This is a genomic window from Blautia sp. HCP3S3_G3 (genome assembly GCF_052063365.1).
GTDB lineage: Bacteria > Bacillota > Clostridia > Lachnospirales > Lachnospiraceae > Blautia_A.
Genome location: NZ_JBQHXR010000002.1, coordinates 287054 through 303341, shown reverse-complemented (window position 1 = coordinate 303341; position 16288 = coordinate 287054). Strand labels below are relative to the sequence as shown.

The following is a 16288-nucleotide window of genomic DNA, read 5'->3' as shown; positions in this document are numbered from 1 at the left end:
ACTATAGAATATGGAGGTACAAAGCACCTATGGAAATGAATATGGGCAAATTCAGTGAAAAACTGGTAGAACTTCTGGAGCTTGCAAGAAAGAAAAAAAATGTATTGGAATCTGATGAAGTCAGTGACTTTTTTAAAGATCAGCCGCTGAACGTGGATCAGATGGGAAAAGTACTGGATTTTCTGGAAGCCAGCGGAGTGGATGTCCTTCGTACCACGGAGAATGTGGATGATCTGATCCTGGATGAAGATATTGATCTGGACAAGCTGGACGAAGAAGAAGAAATTGATATGGAAAAGATCGACCTTTCTGTTCCGGAAGGCGTCAGCATTGAAGATCCTGTCCGTATGTATCTGAAAGAAATCGGTAAGGTTCCGCTTCTTTCCGCAGATGAAGAGATCAAGCTTGCGCAGAGAATGGAACAGGGCGATGAAAGTGCCAAAAAACGTCTTGCAGAGGCCAATCTCCGTCTTGTTGTCAGCATCGCAAAACGCTATGTGGGCAGAGGGATGCTGTTTCTTGATCTGATTCAGGAAGGCAATCTGGGTCTTATCAAAGCTGTGGAAAAATTTGATTACCGCAAGGGATATAAATTCAGTACTTATGCTACCTGGTGGATCCGTCAGGCGATTACCAGAGCGATTGCAGATCAGGCCAGAACGATCCGTATTCCTGTGCATATGGTAGAAACCATCAATAAGCTGATCCGTGTTTCCCGTCAGCTTCTTCAGGAGCTTGGCCGTGAACCTTCTCCGGAGGAAATTGCAAGAGAGATGGATATGTCGGAAGCGCGTGTTCGTGAAATCCTGAAAATCGCGCAGGAGCCGGTTTCTCTGGAAACTCCGATCGGAGAGGAAGAAGACAGCCATCTGGGTGATTTTATTCAGGATGATAATGTTCCGGTTCCGGCAGATGCCGCAGCGTTCAGTCTTCTCAAAGAACAGCTGAATGAAGTTCTCAGTACACTTACCGAGCGTGAACAGAAAGTGCTCCGCCTGCGTTTCGGCCTGGATGACGGACGTGCCCGTACTCTGGAGGAAGTAGGCAAGGAGTTTAATGTAACAAGAGAACGTATCCGTCAGATTGAAGCCAAGGCTCTGCGCAAACTGCGTCATCCGAGCCGCAGCAGAAAACTGAGAGATTATCTGGATTAAGGAGCATGTACGATGCAATTATCCTTAAGATTGTCTGCGATTGCTGCTATGGTGACGGAAGGAAACCGGCTGGCAGATGTGGGGTGTGATCATGGATATCTGCCGGTATATCTGGTTTTGAATCATAAGATTCCCGGAGCCATTGCCATGGATGTGCGCAAAGGTCCTCTGTCCAGAGCACGGGAACATCTGTTGGAGTATGGCCTCGGGAACTACATAGAAACCCGCCTTTCCGATGGACTGGAAGCACTGAAACCAGGGGAATGTGAGACTCTGGTGATTGCCGGAATGGGAGGACCTCTGATGGAAAAAATCCTCACAGAAGGAGCGGAAGTCAGGGAAAGCTTTCAGGAACTGATTCTCCAGCCGCAGTCAGATATCGGACATTTTCGGCATTTTATCAGAGAAAACGGATGGGAGATCGTCAAAGAGGACATCATACTGGAAGAGGGGAAATTTTACCCTATGATGAAGGCTGTGAAGTCTTTGGAGAAAGAACTGCCGCCGTATACTGCAGCAGAAGAGTGGTTCGGAAAACTCCTGCTTGAACAGAGGCATCCGGTTCTGAAACAATATCTGGAAAGAGAGCTTCGGCTGCGGGAGGAGATTCTGGACAGACTTTTGCAGGCACCCTCTGAGACTGCTGCCAGACGAATGAAAGAGATACAGGAGGAAAAGCAGCTGGTTTTGGCTGCTCTTGAGCGATATGAAAGTGAATGAAGTAATCTCCTGGCTGGAAAGCCAGTATCCGGCTGTTTTTGCGGAAGACTGGGATAATGTGGGATTTCTCGTGGGTGATGATAAAAAAGAAGTGCACCACGTGTTCCTTGCACTGGATCTGACAGAAGGAACTCTGGAGCAGGCAATCCATGCGGGAGCGGATATGATCGTGACGCATCATCCCATGATTTTTGGAGGAATGAAGCGGATCAACAATCATGATTTTATCGGAAGAAAAGTGCTGTCACTGATTCAGAACGGAATTCAGTATTATGCCATGCATACCAATTATGATATTCTGGGAATGGCAGATCTGAGTGCAGATCTTCTGGAGCTTCAGGAACGGTCGGTTCTTTCTGTGACCGGGGAACGGGATGGAAAGAAGGAAGGAATCGGACGTGTGGGGAAACTTTCTCACAGAATGACCCTGGAAGAATGTGCCGGATTGGTAAAAAGAGCCTTTTCTCTTCCGGATGTAAAAGTATATGGAAATCTTACAGCAGAAGTAGAGCGTGCGGCCATCTGTACCGGAAGCGGCAAGAGTCTGATGAAGGATGTTCTTGCATCCGGTGCACAGGTGTATGTGACCGGTGATATTGATCATCATACAGCTCTGGATGCGTTAGATCAGGGAGTGTGTCTGATTGATGCCGGGCATTATGGTACCGAATATATTTTTATGGAAGCCATGAAACAGAGATTTCAGGAAAAATTTCCGGAGCTTCAGATTTCCTGTGCGAAAGTGCAGCAGCCGTATACGCTGATCATAGAATAAAATAACAGCATAGATTTCCGCAGGAGAATCTATAAGAAGGAGGGAACTGCATGGAAGAAAAAATGTGTAAAGTAATTGTGGATGGTGAAACCAGAGAATACCCGAAGGGAATCAGTTACGCAGAAATTGCGGAAGATTTTCAGAAGAGAAAAGATGATCCGATCATTCTGGTTATGGCTGACGGGAAGCTTCGTGAACTGCATAAATTGCTGAAAAAAGACGAAAACCTGACGTTTCTGACTACCGGAGATCCTATTGGAAATAAGACTTACCGGAGAACCGCCTGTCTGGTTCTTCTCAAAGCAATCGGTGACGTGACGGGCAAAGATACTGTGGATAAAGTTGCCATCCATTATTCTGTGGGTTCCGGATTCTATTTTACGATAGCCGGCAGCAGGAAGCCGGATCAGAAATTTGTGGATCAGGTGAAGGCACGGATGCATGAGATCGTGGATGCACAGATGCCCATCCTCAAACGTTCTGTCAGTACAGATGATGCGATACGCCTGTTTCATGAGAACAAAATGTATGGTAAGGAAAAGTTATTCCGTTATCGTATGGGATCCAGCGTAAATCTGTATAGTCTTGGAGACTATGAAGATTATTTTTATGGATATATGGCAAATCATACCGGTTATATCCGATACTTTGATCTGAAGTTATATGATGAGGGATTTGTACTGGAGCTTCCCGAATACAGTGCTCCGGATGTGATTCCGCCATTCTGTCCGGAAGAAAAAATCTTTCAGGTGCAGAAAGAATCTCAGGAATGGATCGAAAAAATGGATATTTCCTGTGTGGGTGATCTGAATGACCGTATCACCAGGGAGGGAATCCGAAATATTCTTCTTGTGCAGGAGGCTTTGCAGGAAGCGAAAATCTCTAGAATTGCAGAGCATATTGCAGAAGCAGGAAATAAAAAATTTGTCATGATCGCAGGACCGTCATCTTCCGGAAAAACAACTTTTTCACACAGACTTTCCATTCAGCTGACTGCTCATGGCATGAAACCGCATCCCATCGCAGTGGATAATTATTTTGTGGACAGAGAAAAAACTCCGTTGGATGAGTTCGGAGAGAAAAATTATGAATGTCTGGAAGCCATTGACGTGGAGCAGTTTAATAAAGATATGCTTGGACTGATGCGGGGTGAGCGTGTGGAACTTCCGGTGTACAATTTTAAGACAGGTCACCGTGAATATAAAGGCGATTATCTTCAGCTTGGTCCGGATGATATTCTGGTCATTGAGGGAATTCATGGACTGAATGACCGGCTGAGCTATGCTCTTCCAAAAGAAAGCAAATACAAAATTTATATCAGTGCACTGACCCAGCTGAATATTGATGAGCACAACCGAATTCCCACTACGGATGGGCGACTGATCCGGAGAATTGTCCGTGATGCGAGAACAAGAGGGACTGCTGCGAAAGATACCATTGCGAGATGGCCATCTGTGCGCAGGGGTGAGGAAGAGAATATTTTTCCGTTCCAGGAGGATGCGGATGCCATGTTTAATTCTGCTCTGGTGTATGAGCTTGCCTGCCTGAAAGTATATGCAGAGCCGCTTCTGTTCGGGATTGACAGGAATGCACCGGAATATCTGGAGGCCAAGAGACTTCTGAAGTTCCTGGATTATTTTGTACCTGTACCAAGCGAGGACATTCCTCATAATTCTATTTTGCGGGAATTTGTGGGCGGAAGCTGTTTTGATGTATAAAGAAGAGAAAGGATATAAGCAGTAAGAAATATTTACAACAGGCGTTACTGTTTACTCTGTTCTCAGTAATCAACAGGATGATGCAGATTGTAGATGAACAGGTGTATACAGATTATAGATGCACAGGCGAAATATGTTGACAATTTGTGTGAATCATAATAAAATAACATTTGCGCAAGTCGGCCAGGTGATCGCGGCTGTACAGACGAAAGGGTACAGACGAGGAAAGTCCGGGCTTCGCAGGGCAGGATGCCGGATAACGTCCGGTGGAGGTGACTCCCAGACCAGTGCAACAGAAATAAACCGCCTTCTTTTAGAAGGTAAGGGTGGAAAGGCAGTGTAAGAGACTACCGCCTTTCTGGTAACAGAAAGGGCACATGTAAACTCCATTCGAAGCAAGACCGAGAAGAAAGCGATACGGCTGCCCGTCGTGCTTTCAGGTGGGTCGCTTGAGCCTCCCGGTGACGGAAGGCCTAGATAGATGATCACCCAATGACATAACCCGGCTTATCGGTTGGCTTGTGCAGTAAAAGTAAATAACCGGATATGTATGATGAGAAATCATCAGATAAGACAGAAACAACGTATTGCGGCTGCCTTATTCATTCGAAGTGAATGGATAGGGCAGCCGTTTTTTTATCGTATTGGAAACTTTGTTTTCAGCGAATTCTTTTGGCTTTAAGACTCGTTTATTCTCAGAAGTACGACAGAATCAAAGGTATCACCCAGATCCTGCCACTGGTAAGTACCATCGTACTTCCCGCAGATTTCTTCGATGATGGAAAGTCCGAGACCGTGGTTTTGCGTATCGTCTTTTGTGGTATTATGAGAAAACGGAGTGTCCGGGTTTTTGGAATTTTCCATATGGAATGTGAGAAATTCCTTATTCTTGTATAAAGAAAGCCTGATAAAGGGATCCGGGCTGGCAGAATGAAGGCATGCTTCTATTCCGTTATCCAGCAGATTGAAGATGATGCTGCTCAGATCTGCGGCAGGAATCGGACAGTTTTCCGGGAGAAGGATTTTATAATCTGTCCGGATATGTTCTTTTGCTGCAAGTCTTTTCTTTCCATCAAGAATGGCATTGAGGAGATTGTCCTGACAGCAGGGGTGGTAGCGTTCCTGCTGGAATTTGCTGATGGTTTCTTTAAGGTATGCATCAGCTTCGTCATAGTTTCCACTGGCCAGGAGGGACTGAAACATTTCAATCCGGTTCTGCATATTTTGTTGAATATTCAGGGATTCTTTCCTGCGTTCAGACAGCATGGCAGAGTGTTCTTCACGAAGTTCTGCCTGTTTTTTTACTGCCGCAATTTCCATGTCCGTATGAACTGAATCCAGAACCTTCATGATAAGGATATACATCTGAATCAGAATTACCATGGAAAAGAAACCAAGAAGGATCAGGGACTGGAAGGCTTTTTGGAAAAAAAACGAAAAAACATCCAGAAACCAGACGAACTGCATGCATGCCATGGATATAAAAAACAGGTATTTGTTGTAACTGAGCTGAAGGAGAGGACGTTTTCGGGGAACGGTACGCTTTTGTTCTCTTTTTGCCAGGTATTTCTTCAGGATTGCTTTGCATTTGTTTTGTACAGTGATTTCAGTCTCTGCATCTGTATCTATATCTGTGCGAAGCTTAGGTTCTGAAGCTGCATCAGTTTCCTCCTGTATAAAAGAATCAGTATGAGTTAAGGAATCTGAATGCGTGTCAGAGCCAGAGTTGCCTGTGCTCGTATTGACTGCAGGCGAAAGTGCCATGGAGCAGCAATAGGATTCCACTTCTTTGTATTTTTTCATATCCATCAGATAGGAGAGGGACAGAAGATGATTTTCCACATCGTGGTTCCATTTGCGCAGAGCCTGGTATCCTTTTTCCAGTTCCCGGGAGAAGGAGAGCTGATCTTTCATCAGCTGAAGCTGCTGCCTTTTTTTATTTGCAATTCGTTCCTGAGCCTGGATATTCTGCAGGCCTCTGTAGAATAAAGGATAGGAGAACACACAGAAGCTCCAGTACAGCACCACAAGAAACGGGAAAAAAACGGATTCCGTCTGGTGCAGCAGCATGGCCTGTCCGAAAATCGGGAATAATACAGGAAAAAGAAGCTGAAGAACAGTTCTGGTGTTTAAATAGGAAAAACAGCGTTTTAATAAGGCAACCTCTTTTTGTACCCAGAAAATGCCGATCACAGTATCAAGTATGGATATGCAGATCACATCCGGCAGGTCAGAAAGACGGTACATCAGTGTGGAATTCAGTGAGGAAGCGGACCAGAGATGCCGGATCAGGACCAATAAATTCGCGGAAACAAGCTCCACAACTGTGACTGTGATAGCAAAGATAAAATAGCAGGCAAGTTTTTTCAGGAATTTTTCCTGGAAAAAAAAGAAAATAACGCTGATGAACAAAATCTGTATGGAGATGGTGCCCAGAAGGACGCTGCGGGTTTTCAGAACCATGGTGATGGGAACAAATATAAAGTACAGGAGGAGTATAGTGCCCATGGGATATTTCAGAAACTTTTTCGGCGTGAGGATGCTGCAGAAACAATAGGCAGCAGACCAGCAAATGTAGGGAAGGATAAGAAAATATACGTAAGAATCCATAGTTCGTTTACTCCTTTTTTTAATAGTCAACAGCGCATCAGAGCGACGGAATCAAAGGTGTCGCCAAGATCCTGACATTGGAAGGTGCCGTCATACTGACCGCAGATTTCCTCAATAATGGAAAGCCCCAGACCATGATTCTGCGGGTCGTTTTTTGTAGTTTCCCAGGTAAAGACATCCTGAGGATTTTTGGTGTTGCACATGTGGAGAGTCAGAAATTCTTTATTTTTACAGATGGAAAAGGAAATATAAGGCTCCGGACACCGGGAGTTTAAGCATGCTTCGATGCCGTTATCCAGCAGATTAAAAATGACACTGCTTAGATCTGTGACGGAAATCCCATATTCCTCCGGGAGCAGGATCTCATATTCTACCTGAATGTGATGCCTGGAAGCGATTTTACGTTTCCCTTCCAGAATGGCATTCAGAAGATTATCCTGACAGCAGGGACGGAAACGCTTTTCCTGGAACTGGCTGAGTGTTACATTCAGACAGGCTTTTGCTCCGTCATAATCACCGCTGTCCAGCAGAGATTGAAACATATTCAGTCTTTCTGTCATGTTCTTTTGGATTGCCTTTGTTTCACTGCGATGTTCAGACAGGATGATGGACTGATTCTCCTGTAATTCCACCTGTTTTTGGACAGAAGCAAGTTCTGCGTCAGTACGGGAATCGTTCAGCACCTGCATGATGATCCTGTATAACTGGATGATGATCAGCAGAGTACTCAGTCCAAGAAGGAAAAGCGGCTGGATCACATTTTCTGAAAACTTCGGAAAAATGTCCAGAAAATAGCATAACTGGGCAAGAAATACACATATGAAAAACATGTATTTATGATATTTGCGATTCATAATGACCTCCATGAGGATTATCGTATCTTTCGAAATGGGTATTGCCTGACGTGTTTTCTGTATTTATGGAACAGCAGTAAGAAGCTGCCTGTTCATATTTCTCCATGTCCATCAGATAGGAGAGGGACAGAAGGTGATTTTCCACATCATGGTTCCATTTGCGCAGAGCCTGATATTCTTTTTCCATTTCTCTGGATAAGGATAATTGTTCTTTCATTAACTGGAGCTGATGCTGTCTGAAAATGGCGGCTTCTTCCTGCGTCTGAATGACATGGATACCCTTTCGGAAAACAGGATATGAAATCAGGCAGAGAATCCAGTAGGCTGCAGCCAGAGCAGGAAATAACGAATACTCTGTCAGACTGATAATCACCTGCTGGGCAATGATCGGAAGATATACGGGATACAGAAGCTGAAGGAAGGTTTTCAGATGAAGATAAGAAAAACATCGTTTCAGCAGAGCCGATTCTTTTTGAAAACAGAGAACTCCGATGCAGATGTCCGCAAGAGAGACACACAGGATATCCGCAGTGTCGGTAACAAAATATATTTCATTGAATGCAATAGGAACTTCCGCCCACAGGGGCCGGATCAAGACCAGAATATTGCAGGCAAGAATCTCTACCAGGGTAAGTGAAATTGCGTAAATAAAATAACAGGCCAGTTTTCGGGAAACTGTGCCGCAGTAAAAAATAAATACAATCCCAAGAAATAAAAGCTGTATGGAAATTGTTCCAATAGTCACATTCTGTGTTTTTAAAAGCATGACAGCCGGGACACTGACCATCAATAGCAGAAAAACTGTGAGTATGGGATGATTCAGAAATCTTCTGGGTTTGAGGACACTGCAGAAAAAATAGGATGCAGACCAGCAAATATAGGGAAGAATCAGTATATATACGTAAGAATTCATGAAATCTCCTTCCTGGCACAGTGAAAAAATAGCAGATGATCAGCCGGTTATTCATGATAACAGCAATGGTTATTTCTGCATGATCATCATGGCAAATGCTTTCTTAACATCCTCGTAATAGGTCCGTCCAACAGGGATGCTGCTGCCGTCTGCGAATGTGATATCTTTCCTCGTAAGAGAAGCGGCAGAGCGAAGGTTTACGGCAAAACTCCTGTGGCAGAGACAAAATGCAGGGGGAAGCTGTATCAGCAGTTCTGAAAGTTTTTCGCGTGCGGAATATATTTCTGTTCTGGTGTGAATTTCCGTGGTTCTCATTATGCGTTCCATATATAGAATATCACTCTGAGGGATCTGAATTTTTTTGGTACCGCTGGAAAAATGCAGATACTGACCACGAAGTTCCTCCAGATTTTTCAATGCAGTATGCAGCGCCTTTGGAAGATATTCCTGTATCTGATCCTTTGCGACAAAATAAATATGTTTTGCTTCATAAACTGCGGACACATACCGGAGATACTGACTGATAAAGATAATCTGGGAATCAGGGTTCATCCGGTTGATCTTTTCTGCCAGGGAAATACCGGAAAGGGAATTCGGACCTAATTCGATGTCCGTCATGATAATGTCATAAGGGCAGGAATTACCTCTGAGCGAATCCAGGAATTCAGTGCCGGTCGGGAAGGTAGAGACTTCGTATTCTGTATGAAAAAACTGATCTGTCAGGTTCTTTATGATCTGTGTATGTATGATATCATCTTCGCATATGGCGATTTTGAACATAGGATACTCCTTGTCTGTGTGGTAAAATTGCATAAATGCATTATGTTCTATTTTATTAGGTATTATCTGAAAAAACAAGTGAAAAACAAAAATTAATTGTTCAGGATTACTATAAAAGAGGCGAAAGGATGATTTCAGTATCAGATATGATGCATTTGGTGCCTGTTTTTGCGCGTTTGGTGCACAGGCGAAATATGTTGACAATTTGTGTGAATCATAAAATAACACCTGTGCAAGTTTTCTCATATTACAGAAAATGCTTTGCATTTTTCTTTGACAAAAATATAAAAAATAATTTCCGGGATGTTGTATGATGGAAGCGCAGAAAGGAGTGTAAGTGTATGAGCAGCAAACGATTTAATGATTTTTATTCAGCGTACCATTTTCTCACATGTCATGCAATTTTTGAGGGAGAGTATACCAGACATTTATATGTGGAGGTTGTCAAAGTGGATCCGGTTACGAAATGTATAGAATCTGATACTCACCGGAATACTGAGACAAATGTATGGTTTGAGACAGGACCGGCAGGGTGTCACGATCTGGATCTGGACTGCGGAGGTGCTACTTACGAAGAGGCAACCATAAAACTGGCAAATCTGATATTTGAAAAATATGGTACAGAACAGGCAGAGCCAAAGCCCTGGGTGTGCGAAGTGATCCTGTAAAGATTGATTTGATCTGCTGTGAATAAAGCAAATGAAATGGCAGATTGTTCCAAAACGTGTAAGAGAACAGGAAAAATCTTATAAAAAACAGGAGAACAGAGCTTACAGAAAATATTGGCAAATATGGTATCATAACATTAAAAAACGGTCAAATGGAGGGATGATGATGGAAAAGACAAAGGAACGGAAAAACACATGGTACTGCGCCGTATTAGCGGTGCTGATGGCAGTCATGCTTATAATGCCTTACAGAACGGTCCATGCGGCAGGTATGAATTTATCCAACGCAACTGCCGTTAAGGTAGGCAGTACTGTCAAAAACAGTATGAAAAAAGGCAGCCATTATTATAAGTTCACTATTACCAGCAACAGCATCGTATACTTTTATCTGAAAACAGGCGGGCACAGTGAGCATCTGTCTTTTTCTGTAAGGGACAGCAAAGGAGAACTCGTAGGCGGATATAATTTATATCAGACTGCAGATTCCAATAACTGGGGCTATCAGGCCAAGAGTAAATATCTGGGATTGAACAAAGGAACTTATTATGTGCAGATTCAGAATGCTTCCACCAAACAGTATTCGTATTCATTTTCGACCAAACTGAGTCAGAGTACGGTTGGAACAACGAAAATTGCGGGTTACAGCAATAATTATCTGAGTTCTGCGCTTCCGGTTGCCGTTGGAAACCGGCTTTACAGTGTTTCTTACAGTAGTGGAAAGGTTTGCCATTATTACCGCTTTTCCCTGAGTGCTACGACCAAAGTGAAATTCCAGGCACAGGCGCTGGATTCCGGGAATGGTATTTCCTGCTATCTGTACAATTCCAAAGGCGGCAAGCTTACTAATATTGTGACTTCTGTGAAAAAAGGAACAGCGAAGAGTTCTACTCTGACACTGACGAAGGGAACGTACTATATCGGCATCTACAGTTCCAATTATTACGGAAGATATATTGTCCAGACTTCGAAAATTGCAGCAGCGAAATCTGCACAGACAATTACGGCTTCCAGCGTAAAGAAATACATGGGAGATCAGGCATTTTCCATCGGCGCAAAACTAACCAAAGGGAATGGTACCTTAAGTTATGCTTCCAGCAACTCCTCTGTGGCTGTGATTTCCAGTAAAGGTACCGTCACACTGAAGGGCGTTGGAAAGACAACAATCACGATTACTGCTTCTGAGACATCCACTTACAAAAAGACCTCGAAACAGGTTACAGTAACTGTATATCCAAAGGCCACTTTCATTACCAGTCTGACTGTTCCGGCTACAGGGAAAATGACGGTCAGATGGAACAAAGTCAGCGGAAGTACCGGATATCATGTGCAGTATTGTGAAAGTGCAGGCTTTACAAATCCGAAAGACTATTATGCAGCATCGACAGTAAGCGGAGTGAAATTCTCCAATCTTACAAAAGGAAAAACCTATTATGTGAGGGTACGCACATACAAAACGGTTTCTAATGTGAGATATTGTTCTAAATGGTGTACCGTGAAGAAGATTGTTATGAAATAAAATAAGTCCATAAACCAAACACCCCGACAGGCTGAGAAGAATTCCTCCTTCAGACCTGACGGGGCGTTTTGTTTTATTTATTACGCTTTCCTCTGTATTTCTCTTCACAATATTTGCAGCGGTAAACTTCCTTCTCAGGGTCAGCCAGAATGAAAATGTGATCCAGTCCCTGCTCAATGGAAGTGATGCAGCGAGGGTTTTTGCATTTGATTACATTGACGATCTGTTTGGGCAGTTTCAGCTCTTTTTTCTCAACGATCTTTTCATCTTTGATGATATTGACGGTGATATTGTGATCGATGAAGCCAAGAATGTCCAGATCCAGTTTTTCAATAGGGCATTCTACTTTGATGATGTCTTTTTTGCCCATTTTGTTGCTGCGTGCATTTTTGATAATGGCTACGGTACAGTCCAGTTTGTCAAGCTGCAGGTCGTGATAGATGGTCATAGCCTTACCTGCCTTGATGTGATCCAGAACATAACCTTCGCGAAGTGCTCCAACATTTAACATGATACATCCACCTCCAGTAATGTAAGAATCAGTGCCATACGTACATAAACACCATACTGTGCCTGTTTGAAATATGCGGCTCTCGGGTCGGAATCCACCTCTACTGCAATCTCATTGACACGGGGCAACGGGTGAAGGATGAACATATCTTCTTTGGCGAGTTCCATTTTCTGTGTATCCAGGATGTAGAAATCTTTCATGCGCACATAATCTTCTTCGTTGAAGAAACGTTCTTTCTGTACGCGTGTCATGTACAGGATATCCAGATCCGGCATAGCATCTTCCAGACGTTCCACTTCTACAAAATCGATATTGTGACGATTCAGAACATCTTCGCGGATGTAGCTTGGGATACGGAGCTCTTCCGGGGAGATCAGGATAAATTTCACATTCTCGTAGCGCACCAGTGCCTCGATCAGAGAGTGAACCGTACGGCCGAATTTCAGGTCTCCGCACAGACCGATCGTAAGGTTGTCAAGACGGCCTTTCAGAGAGCGGATCGTAAGTAAATCAGTTAATGTCTGGGTGGGATGCTGGTGACCGCCGTCACCGGCGTTGATAACAGGAATAGAAGATGCCATGGATGCAACTAACGGAGCACCTTCCTTGGGATGACGCATAGCGCAGATATCTGCATAGCAGGATGTAACACGAATCGTATCAGCAACGCTTTCACCTTTGGCTGCGGAACTGGAATCAGCACTGGAAAAACCTAATACCTTACCGCCCAGATTCATCATTGCAGCTTCAAAACTGAGACGGGTACGGGTACTTGGCTCATAGAACAGAGTGGCAAGACGTTTATCGTCACAGGTGTGAGCGTATTTCTTCGGGTTCTTTTCGATATCGTTGGCCAGATCCAGAAGCTTGTCAAGCTCTTCCACGGAAAAGTCCAACGGGCTCATTAAGTGTCTCATATCATACCTCCATTTTCTGACAGCGACGATCTGCACGGGGCAGATGTACATGTGTGGGATGAAAAAATACTTAAATTCCCTTGTTCTTCATCATATAATAACCAGGGCTTTTTTTCAAGATGATTTTGTAAGTATTTTCTCAAAAAGGAGGCCTGTCAGAAACCAGAGAGGAGCATAATCAAGGCGTATGATTCCTTTGATCTGCAGGGGTGTTTCGCTGTAGTCCCAGGGGCATATACCGAAGTGCTTCAGAACGGAACCGCTGAAGAATTCTGCAAAATAAATTCCGGCAGTATAAATACAACCCCTCAGTACGGCCGGAAGGGAAGAAATTTTCTGATAGACCGGTTTGATCAGCGCCGCACAGCCATAAATGGGAAACATCAGAAGTGATGTCTGCCCGGTCATGGTTGCTTCACCGCGTATAAGCGAATGGAGGCCTGTCCAGAATACTTCCAGACAAAGACCGACAGAGCCGCAAAGCAGGAAATTATGTTTCATGGACTGTTACCACCTTTGCATGATTTTAGCCTTATTTTATTATTGCCCACCTTGAAAAAATCATTCACGAATGCTATTATTTAGGAGAAATAAATATCGCAGCAGTTCAGCTGTTATGGACGGGCAGATGCCCGGTGCCGTAAGTGTTATGGACGGCTGCAAATCTATCGTTAACAGGAGCAGACAAATGGACTATCAGCAAAGCCGGGCATATATCAGGGATGCCGAACAGTATGGAAGCGTTCTTGGCCTAGCCAATATGAAAGAACTTATGAGCCGCCTGGGCAATCCTCAGGACGACTCCAGATATATTCACATCGCCGGAACCAATGGAAAAGGTTCTGTCATTGCTTATCTTTATACCGTGCTTACAGAAGCCGGTTATCATGTGGGAAGATATATTTCGCCGACGATTTATTCTTACAGGGAAAGAATGGAAGCTGGCGGAAGGAAAGTCAGCCGTGATAAATTTGCCGGTTACATAACCAGAATTTCCAATGTAATTAACGAAATGACTGCGGAGGGGCTGCCGCATCCGACTCCTTTTGAAATCGAAACAGCCGCAGCTTTTCTTTTTTTTCAGGAAGAAAAGTGTGATCTGGTTCTTCTGGAGGTGGGAATGGGCGGTGATATGGACGCCACAAATATTATCAAAGCCCCGCTTCTTGCAGTGATTGTGTCTATAAGTCCGGATCATCAGGGCTTTCTCGGAAATACCCTGAGCGAGATCGCGGAGAAAAAAGCAGGTATCATCAAACATGGATGTGAGGCTGTGACAGTCGTGCAGCAGCCGGAAGTCAGAAAGGTGCTGACTGATACCTGCAATCGCGAAAAGGTGCCGCTGCATATCGCAGACAGGAACGAAGCCAGAGTTGTGGAAGCAGATTGTTTTGGCCAGAAGTTCTGCTATCAGGAGGAAACTTATGAGATATCTCTTGCAGGTGCCTATCAGACGGAAAATGCAGTTCTTGCACTGAAGACGCTGGAACTTCTGGAAAACCGCGGTCTTCCGACCACCATTGCCCAGAGAAAGCAGGGGCTGAAACATACCTGCTGGGGAGGCCGTTTTACTGTACTCGGGAAAGAGCCGTTGTTTATTGTGGATGGAGCGCATAATCCGGGGGCAGCGGATATGCTGGCGGCTTCCATCAGGCGTTATTTTGCGGGACGGAATATTTATTATATCATGGGGGTATTCCGTGACAAAGATTACAGGACCGTGATTGAGAAAACACATTCTTATGCCGGAAAGATCCTGACGATTCAGACTCCGGACAATCCACGGGCACTTCCGGCTGAGGAGCTGGCAGAAACTGTGAAGGAGTATCATTCGGATGTGGAGGCAATGAAAAGCATTTCCGCAGCTGTTGACCGGGTTTATGAACTGGCAGCGCCGGAGGATGTGATTCTTGCATTTGGTTCTCTGTCATTTATCGGAGAACTGACAAAAATCGTACAGAATAAAGAGAGGATAAAATCATGATAGATTTACTGGACTGCCGGAGAGAAATCGATGAAATTGATAACGAGATTATCCGGCTCTTCGAGAAACGTATGAAAGTCTGTGAGGATGTAGCGGAATATAAGATCGCTACCGGCAAAAAAGTGCTGGATCCGGAACGGGAACATTCCAAGATTCAGGCGCTGCGCGAAAAGGCACACGGAGATTTTAATGCCCTTGGAGCCCAGGAACTTTTTCAGCAGATCATGGCGATCAGCCGCAAACGCCAGTATCAGCTTCTCACAGAGCATGGTGTGGAAGAAGAAAAAGATTACGAAATGGTGGATGAACTTCCTCTGGAAAATGTCAGCGTGGTCTTTCAGGGCGTGGAAGGCGCTTACAGCTACGCTGCCATGCGTGCCTATTTTGAAGGAAAGATCAACAGCTACCATGTAAAAACCTGGCGGGATGCCATGGAAGAGGTGGCAGGCGGAAGAGCAGATTATGCAGTGCTTCCGATTGAAAATTCCACGGCGGGGATTGTGGCGGATATTTATGATCTTCTGACAGAATACCAGCTTTATATTGTGGGGGAACAGCCTGTCCGTGTGGATCATGTACTGCTGGGATTGCCGGGGGCATCTCTGGATGATGTCAAAAAAGTGTACTCCCATCCGCAGGGGCTTGCCCAGTGCAGCAAATTCCTGGAGGAACATCCGCAGTGGGAAAAGGTGAAAGAAATCAATACTGCCGGTGCTGCCAAGAAGGTGCAGGAGGAGCAGGATAAGACTCATGCAGCCATTGCCAGCAGAGAAGCCGGAAAGGTGTTCGGGCTTCAGGTGCTTGCAGAAAATATCTGTCATAACGGGCAGAATGTGACGAGATTTATCATTGTCAGCAGAAATCCGGTTTATGTAAAAAAAGCCAATAAAATCAGTGTCTGCTTTGAGCTGCTTCATTCCAGCGGAACTCTTTACAATATGCTTTCTCATATTATTTATAATGGATTGAATATGACAAAAATAGAGTCACGCCCGATTCCGGGGAAAAACTGGGAATACCGTTTCTTTGTGGATTTTGAAGGAAATCTGGAGGAAAGCGCGGTAAAGAATGCACTGCGCGGACTTCAGGCAGAAGCCAACCGCATGCGTGTGCTTGGCTGCTATGCAGTGACGATGGAATAGAGCGTAGGAAACATTGCAGAACAAGC

General features: G+C 44.5%; 15 protein-coding genes and 1 other RNA gene. 9 read left to right on the top strand and 7 right to left on the bottom strand.

The features are described from left to right. Nucleotides 1-29 precede the first annotated feature (29 nt). From rpoD to rnpB, 5 genes are all read left to right on the top strand, one after another. Complete coding sequence (gene rpoD, locus ACTNEW_RS05085; RefSeq protein WP_441058633.1) at nucleotides 30-1154, top strand: RNA polymerase sigma factor RpoD; 1125 nt, start codon at nucleotides 30-32, stop codon at nucleotides 1152-1154. A 12-nt stretch (nucleotides 1155-1166) separates the two neighbouring features. After that, entirely contained in the window at nucleotides 1167-1874 is a 708-nt protein-coding gene (locus ACTNEW_RS05080) for a tRNA (adenine(22)-N(1))-methyltransferase (RefSeq protein ID WP_441058631.1), read from the top strand. After that, a complete protein-coding gene (locus tag ACTNEW_RS05075; RefSeq protein WP_441058715.1) occupies nucleotides 1861-2649 on the top strand; it encodes a Nif3-like dinuclear metal center hexameric protein in 789 nt (262 codons plus the stop codon). The genes ACTNEW_RS05080 and ACTNEW_RS05075 overlap by 14 nt, the downstream gene beginning before the upstream one ends. Nucleotides 2650-2699: 50 nt before the next feature. After that, on the top strand, nucleotides 2700-4367 hold the full coding sequence (locus ACTNEW_RS05070) for a nucleoside kinase (RefSeq protein WP_441058629.1): 1668 nt from the start codon (nucleotides 2700-2702) through the stop codon (nucleotides 4365-4367). Nucleotides 4368-4542: 175 nt separating this feature from the next. Beyond that, nucleotides 4543-4893, top strand: an RNA gene (gene rnpB, locus ACTNEW_RS05065) — RNase P RNA component class A. Between the two features lie 152 nt (nucleotides 4894-5045). Here rnpB and ACTNEW_RS05060 read toward each other — a convergent pair. The 4 genes from ACTNEW_RS05060 to ACTNEW_RS05045 all read right to left on the bottom strand — a co-directional run bounded on the left by ACTNEW_RS05060 (nucleotide 5046) and on the right by ACTNEW_RS05045 (nucleotide 9524). Next, the gene (locus ACTNEW_RS05060) at nucleotides 5046-6977 is read right to left on the bottom strand and encodes a sensor histidine kinase (protein WP_441058627.1); all 1932 of its coding nucleotides are present in this window, start codon (nucleotides 6975-6977) and stop codon (nucleotides 5046-5048) included. 26 nt (nucleotides 6978-7003) lie between these two features. After that, nucleotides 7004-7831 carry a sensor histidine kinase gene (locus ACTNEW_RS05055; RefSeq protein ID WP_441058625.1) on the bottom strand — a complete coding sequence of 276 codons (828 nt, stop codon included), beginning with the start codon at nucleotides 7829-7831 and terminating at the stop codon, nucleotides 7004-7006. Further along, entirely contained in the window at nucleotides 7812-8744 is a 933-nt protein-coding gene (locus tag ACTNEW_RS05050) for a hypothetical protein (protein WP_441058623.1), read from the bottom strand. The genes ACTNEW_RS05055 and ACTNEW_RS05050 overlap by 20 nt, the downstream gene beginning before the upstream one ends. Before the next feature lie 69 nt (nucleotides 8745-8813). Further along, the gene (locus ACTNEW_RS05045; RefSeq protein ID WP_441058621.1) at nucleotides 8814-9524 is read right to left on the bottom strand and encodes a LytR/AlgR family response regulator transcription factor; all 711 of its coding nucleotides are present in this window, start codon (nucleotides 9522-9524) and stop codon (nucleotides 8814-8816) included. A gap of 341 nt (nucleotides 9525-9865) precedes the next feature. Here ACTNEW_RS05045 and ACTNEW_RS05040 point away from each other — a divergent pair, with 341 nt between their 5' ends. Next, nucleotides 9866-10192, top strand: a complete 327-nt coding sequence (locus tag ACTNEW_RS05040; protein WP_441058619.1) for a hypothetical protein — start codon at nucleotides 9866-9868, stop codon at nucleotides 10190-10192. Nucleotides 10193-10358: 166 nt separating this feature from the next. Further along, a complete protein-coding gene (locus ACTNEW_RS05035) occupies nucleotides 10359-11708 on the top strand; it encodes a pre-peptidase C-terminal domain-containing protein (RefSeq protein ID WP_441058617.1) in 1350 nt (449 codons plus the stop codon). A 73-nt stretch (nucleotides 11709-11781) separates the two neighbouring features. Here ACTNEW_RS05035 and ACTNEW_RS05030 read toward each other — a convergent pair whose 3' ends face one another. The 3 genes from ACTNEW_RS05030 to ACTNEW_RS05020 form a co-directional block, all read right to left on the bottom strand. Continuing rightward, complete coding sequence (locus ACTNEW_RS05030) at nucleotides 11782-12219, bottom strand: aspartate carbamoyltransferase regulatory subunit (protein ID WP_441058615.1); 438 nt, start codon at nucleotides 12217-12219, stop codon at nucleotides 11782-11784. Continuing rightward, a complete protein-coding gene (pyrB, locus tag ACTNEW_RS05025; protein WP_441058613.1) occupies nucleotides 12213-13136 on the bottom strand; it encodes an aspartate carbamoyltransferase in 924 nt (307 codons plus the stop codon). The genes ACTNEW_RS05030 and pyrB overlap by 7 nt, the downstream gene beginning before the upstream one ends. 114 nt (nucleotides 13137-13250) lie before the next feature. After that, nucleotides 13251-13637, bottom strand: a complete 387-nt coding sequence (locus ACTNEW_RS05020; protein WP_441058611.1) for a putative ABC transporter permease — start codon at nucleotides 13635-13637, stop codon at nucleotides 13251-13253. Nucleotides 13638-13752: 115 nt separating this feature from the next. On the opposite strand from ACTNEW_RS05020, the gene ACTNEW_RS05015 reads away from it, so the two are divergent. Both ACTNEW_RS05015 and pheA read left to right on the top strand, forming a co-directional pair. Further along, the gene (locus ACTNEW_RS05015) at nucleotides 13753-15120 is read left to right on the top strand and encodes a bifunctional folylpolyglutamate synthase/dihydrofolate synthase (protein ID WP_441058609.1); all 1368 of its coding nucleotides are present in this window, start codon (nucleotides 13753-13755) and stop codon (nucleotides 15118-15120) included. Then, on the top strand, nucleotides 15117-16262 hold the full coding sequence (pheA, locus tag ACTNEW_RS05010) for a prephenate dehydratase (RefSeq protein WP_441058607.1): 1146 nt from the start codon (nucleotides 15117-15119) through the stop codon (nucleotides 16260-16262). Before ACTNEW_RS05015 ends, pheA begins: the two co-directional genes overlap by 4 nt. Nucleotides 16263-16288 lie beyond the last annotated feature (26 nt).

Bases quoted from the DNA above. Each gene is read 5' to 3' on its own strand.
- pyrB (WP_441058613.1), bottom strand. From the start codon at position 13,136: ATGAGACACTTAATGAGCCCGTTGGACTTTTCCGTGGAAGAGCTTGAC.
- ACTNEW_RS05045 (WP_441058621.1), bottom strand. From the start codon at position 9,524: ATGTTCAAAATCGCCATATGCGAAGATGATATCATACATACACAGATC.
- ACTNEW_RS05055 (WP_441058625.1), bottom strand. From the start codon at position 7,831: ATGAATCGCAAATATCATAAATACATGTTTTTCATATGTGTATTTCTT.
- ACTNEW_RS05040 (WP_441058619.1), top strand. From the start codon at position 9,866: ATGAGCAGCAAACGATTTAATGATTTTTATTCAGCGTACCATTTTCTC.
- ACTNEW_RS05030 (WP_441058615.1), bottom strand. From the start codon at position 12,219: ATGTTAAATGTTGGAGCACTTCGCGAAGGTTATGTTCTGGATCACATC.
- ACTNEW_RS05080 (WP_441058631.1), top strand. From the start codon at position 1,167: ATGCAATTATCCTTAAGATTGTCTGCGATTGCTGCTATGGTGACGGAA.
- ACTNEW_RS05060 (WP_441058627.1), bottom strand. From the start codon at position 6,977: ATGGATTCTTACGTATATTTTCTTATCCTTCCCTACATTTGCTGGTCT.
- ACTNEW_RS05015 (WP_441058609.1), top strand. From the start codon at position 13,753: ATGGACGGGCAGATGCCCGGTGCCGTAAGTGTTATGGACGGCTGCAAA.
- ACTNEW_RS05075 (WP_441058715.1), top strand. From the start codon at position 1,861: ATGAAAGTGAATGAAGTAATCTCCTGGCTGGAAAGCCAGTATCCGGCT.
- ACTNEW_RS05035 (WP_441058617.1), top strand. From the start codon at position 10,359: ATGGAAAAGACAAAGGAACGGAAAAACACATGGTACTGCGCCGTATTA.
- pheA (WP_441058607.1), top strand. From the start codon at position 15,117: ATGATAGATTTACTGGACTGCCGGAGAGAAATCGATGAAATTGATAAC.
- ACTNEW_RS05050 (WP_441058623.1), bottom strand. From the start codon at position 8,744: ATGAATTCTTACGTATATATACTGATTCTTCCCTATATTTGCTGGTCT.
- rpoD (WP_441058633.1), top strand. From the start codon at position 30: ATGGAAATGAATATGGGCAAATTCAGTGAAAAACTGGTAGAACTTCTG.
- ACTNEW_RS05070 (WP_441058629.1), top strand. From the start codon at position 2,700: ATGGAAGAAAAAATGTGTAAAGTAATTGTGGATGGTGAAACCAGAGAA.
- ACTNEW_RS05020 (WP_441058611.1), bottom strand. From the start codon at position 13,637: ATGAAACATAATTTCCTGCTTTGCGGCTCTGTCGGTCTTTGTCTGGAA.